This is a genomic window from Bacteroidota bacterium, from assembly GCA_039714315.1.
Classification (GTDB): Bacteria; Bacteroidota; Bacteroidia; order Flavobacteriales; family JADGDT01; genus JADGDT01.
Map to the genome: position 1 here is coordinate 1 of JBDLJM010000188.1, position 4,725 is coordinate 4,725.

The 4,725-nt window shown below is 35.0% G+C and carries 3 protein-coding genes; 2 read left to right on the forward strand and 1 reads right to left on the reverse strand.

Going from position 1 to position 4,725, the window contains the following annotated elements:
- Positions 1-385 precede the first annotated feature (385 nt).
- Positions 386-2,581 carry a RecQ family ATP-dependent DNA helicase gene (locus tag ABFR62_13050; GenBank protein ID MEN8139348.1) on the reverse strand — a complete coding sequence of 732 codons (2,196 nt, stop codon included), beginning with the start codon at positions 2,579-2,581 and terminating at the stop codon, positions 386-388.
- 94 nt (positions 2,582-2,675) lie between these two features.
- Between ABFR62_13050 and ABFR62_13055 the strand changes: the two genes are divergently transcribed.
- A complete protein-coding gene (locus ABFR62_13055) occupies positions 2,676-3,638 on the forward strand; it encodes a KpsF/GutQ family sugar-phosphate isomerase (GenBank protein ID MEN8139349.1) in 963 nt (320 codons plus the stop codon).
- A gap of 7 nt (positions 3,639-3,645) precedes the next feature.
- Positions 3,646-4,461, forward strand: coding sequence for a twin-arginine translocase subunit TatC (gene tatC / locus ABFR62_13060; GenBank protein ID MEN8139350.1), 816 nt, complete (start codon positions 3,646-3,648; stop codon positions 4,459-4,461).
- The last annotated feature ends 264 nt before the right edge of the window (positions 4,462-4,725 follow it).

Here is a 4,725-nt window from a genome sequence, read left to right on the forward strand (position 1 = left end):
AGGAAAGATAAAAGATAAAAGATAAAAGAGGAAACCGACGAAGGAGGTTCAGCGAGCAACCGTTGAAGAACGGAGTGCCAGCGAGCTAAAGATAAAAGAGGAAACCGACGAAGGAGGTTCAGCGAGCACCGTGTCTCGGCTTAGCCGATGAACTGTTGAAAAATAGAGTGCCAGCGAGATAAAAGATAAAAGATACCTGCCTGCGTGACTCAGTCAGGCAGGAAAGATAAAAGGCTGTGGAAGTGTTTGAGGGGTGGAAAACCGAAATCTAACGTCTAACATATATCGTCTAACGTCTAGATAAATAATCCGTGAATCTGTGGCTTGATTTTAAAAGCCATAAATTCACGGATTTTATTAATATTAGGACTAAGGTCTAAGCAATCTAATTTGCTACTTCACTCATAAACCGAATTCGCACCATTCTAATCTCTTCATCGGTGTATTCTCCATCAAATTCCTCAACGGCTTCTTCAAGAGAATCTGTTTCAGCTTCCATAAAGTATTCGTAGATTTCGTCCTGCTGGTCTTCGTCGAGCAATGAATTCAATTCGTAATTAATGTTGATTTTAGTGCCGGAATTAATAATAGCTTCCATCTGAGCAAGAAGTTCATCAACCGTTAGGTTTTTATTCTTTGCAATGTCGGCCAAAGGTATTTTCTGGTCAGTTTTCTGAATTATATAAACTTTATTCGTCGATTTGTTGACTAATGATTTTATAACCAGATCATCCGGACGTGTAATATCATTTTCTTCTACATAATTTGCAATTGTTTTTGCAAAACTACTTCCGAATTTTCGTGCTTTCCCTTCACCTACACCAAAAATATTCTTCAATTCATCAATTGTTATAGGGTATTGAAGAGCCATATCTTCAAGTGAAGGATCCTGGAATATAGCGAATGGAGGAATACCATTTTGCTTAGCTACTTTTTTTCGCAGATCTTTAAGAACATCGAATAATTTTTTATCGAAACCACCACTTTTAGGCTGGGTAGAAAGAGCTTTTTCTTCCTCATCAATATTGTCGTAATTATGGTCTTCGATAATCATAAATTCCTTAGGAGATTTAATGAATTCTTCTCCTTCAGGTGTTAGTTTAATTACGCCATATGATTCAATGTCCTTTTTAATCAATCCAACAACCATAATTTGTCGAATTGCAGCCATCCAGAATTTATCTTCTTTGTACTTACCTATTCCAAAAAACGGTTTTTGATCTGTTTTATGAGAATTTATCAGAGCATTGGTTTTTCCTACCAGCGAATATACTATCTCTTTCGATTTGAATTTCTGGTTGGTATTCTTAATCATTTCCAGAAGTATTTTTACTTCTGCACCCGCTTTGGTTTTTGGTTTTGGATTTCTTGTGTTATCATCCATCTCGGCTCCATCACCGTTTATCTCGTCAAATTCTTCTCCAAAGTAGTGTAACAGGAATTTACGGCGCGAAATTGAAGTTTCTGCATAAGAAACAACCTCCTGTAACAGAGCATTCCCCACTTCCATTTCTGCAATAGGTTTACCGACCAAAAATTTCTCCAGTTTTTCAATATCTTTATATGCATAAAATGCAACACAAACTCCTTCACCACCATCACGACCGGCTCTACCAGTTTCCTGATAGTAGGACTCTAAACTTTTTGGCATATCGTGGTGTATAACAAAACGTACATCCGGTTTATCAATACCCATACCAAATGCTATAGTAGCAACTATTACATCTACATCTTCCATTAAGAATGCATCCTGATGCTTAACCCTTGTTTTAGCATCTAAACCGGCATGATATGGTAATGCACTAATGTCGTTTACCTGAAGCATCTGAGCTATTTCCTCAACCTTTTTACGGCTCAAACAGTATATAATTCCCGATTTTCCCTGATGACTTTTTACAAATCGTATGATTTCTTTATTTACCTGAACCTTTGGACGTACTTCATAAAACAGATTTGGGCGGTTAAATGAGGCTTTGTAAACTTTGGCCTCATTCATTCCAAGTGTTTTTTGAATATCCTCCTGTACTTTAGGGGTAGCCGTTGCAGTTAGGGCTATAATAGGAACTATTCCAATTTTAGAAATAATAGATCTCAGGTTTCTGTATTCCGGTCTGAAATCATGTCCCCATTCTGATATACAGTGAGCTTCGTCAATAGCGAAGAATGATAGTTTTACCGATTTAAAGAATTCTATATTTTCCTCTTTCGTCAATGATTCAGGAGCTACATAAAGTAATTTAGTAATACCATTTACAATGTCGCTTTTTACCTGTTCTATCTCACCTTTATTCAAAGATGAATTAAGAACATGTGCAATTCCATGATTTGTTGAAATACCCCGAATTGCATCTACCTGATTTTTCATCAAAGCAATCAAAGGACTAACAATTATTGCTGTACCTTCACTTATTAATGCAGGTAATTGATATGTTAAGGATTTTCCACCGCCGGTAGGCATAAGTACAAAAGTATCATTTCCTTCTAATAAGCTTTTTACAACACCTTCCTGTTCTCCCTTAAATGCATCAAAACCAAAGTATTTCTTTAATTCTGCATGAAGATCTATTTCATTTATATTCATATCTACTCGTTTGCTATTTTTTAGATACATTTGCAACACTAAAATAAAGATAAGATATTTATTAAACAATATATTAATTGTCAAAGTATTTTTGATGAAAAGAAATATTAAAACAGTAGTAAAAGAAGTTATTTTAACTGAAAGTGAGGCGATTAGAAAGTTGGCTGACTACGTTGATGATGAATTTGTAGAAGTTGTTGACCTGATTTGTGTTTCGAAAGGTCGGGTAATTATTACAGGAATTGGAAAAAGTGCCAATATCGGAAATAAAATAGTAGCAACTTTAAATTCAACAGGAACGCCGGCTGTTTTTATGCATGCTGCAGATGCCATTCATGGAGATTTAGGAAATATTCAGGATGGAGATGTTGTTGTTTGTATATCAAAAAGCGGGAATACTCCGGAAATAAAAGTTTTAGTGCCTCTTGTTCGCAATATGGGGAATAAGATTGTTGCTATTACAGGTAATCTGGATTCATATCTTGGTAAAAATTCTGACTATAGACTTAATGCGAGTGTAGAAAAAGAAGCATGTCCTAATAATTTGGCACCAACATCAAGCACAACTGCACAGTTGGTTATAGGTGATGCATTAGCTGTTGCTCTTATAGAATCAAGAGGTTTTGGCAGTGATGATTTTGCAAAATATCATCCCGGTGGTGCTTTAGGGAAGAAGTTATATCTGAGGGTTTCAGATATGATTAATAAAAATGCAAAACCAATTGTAAGGCATAATACCGGCGTAAAGGATGTTATCATCGAAATATCTAAAAGCAGATTAGGAGTAACTGCCGTTTTAGATGATAATGATATGATTATTGGTATTATTACTGATGGTGATTTGCGAAGAATGCTTGAAAATAATGATGATTTTAGTAATTTAGAAGCATCAAATATAATGAGTCAGAAACCAAAAACTATTGATGAAAATACTCTGGCAGCAGAAGCATTAAGGATAATGGAGAGTTTTGATATTACTCAACTCTTGGTAGTGGAAGGGAAGGAATTTAAGGGTGTTGTTCATCTACACGATATTATTAAAGAAGGAATAATCTAAAAAATAGATGGCAAAGAACAACGAGATGTCATTTTTAGGACATTTAGAAGTATTAAGATGGCACTTGGTTAGAGCCTTCGCGGCAATATTCATATTTACAATAATAGCTTTTGTTTCGAAAGATATAATATTTGACGATATAATTTTTGGGCCAAAGCAACCGGATTTCTTTACTTATAGAATGTTGTGTAATTTATCGAAGTTCTTTGGTATGGATGGCGCGGGAATGTGCATGGACGAGATGCCGTTTGTTGTTCAGAACCGTACAATGGCAGGACAATTTACATCGCATTTATGGGTTTCATTTATTGCCGGATTTATCATAGCCTTTCCATATATCATGTGGGAAATGTGGCGTTTTTTAAAACCGGGATTAACAATAAAAGAACGTAGCTATACCAATGGTGTAGTTTTTGTGAGTACTGTGTTATTTATGTTAGGAATATTGTTCGGCTATTATCTGATTGCACCATTGTCGATAAATTTTTTGGGAGGCTACAGAGTAAGTGATGAAATTTTGAACGAAATAGATTTATCATCCTATATCAGTACCGTATCAACAGTAACATTATCATCAGGAGTTGTTTTTGAGTTACCTATAATTGTATATTTTTTAGCTAAAATAGACTTGCTGACTCCTGATATGATGAGAAGTTATCGTCGTCATTCTTTTGTTGGTGTATTGGTATTGTCTGCTATTATTACTCCTCCGGATATTTCAAGTCAGATTTTGGTATCTATACCTATTATGATACTTTATGAGTTATCTATATATATAGCAGCATTTGTTGTAAAACAAAATAAAAAGAAAGAAATAGAGTAACCTAAAAGTTTTATTTAAAAGAGATGATTGGTTTTATGTTACTTTATGATAAAAGAAGAAAGACAAAAGATACCTGCCTGCGTGACTCAGTCAGGCAGGAAAGAGGAAAGGTAAAAGATAAAAGATACTTGCCTGCGTGACTCAGTCAGGCAGGAAAGAAGGAAAAATTCTCCTTTTTATATTCATCCAGTTGCGTGAGGGATTGTTTCACATCCCTCTTAACTGTTTTGAGAATATAAAAAGAAGAAAGAATTCTCCTTTTTA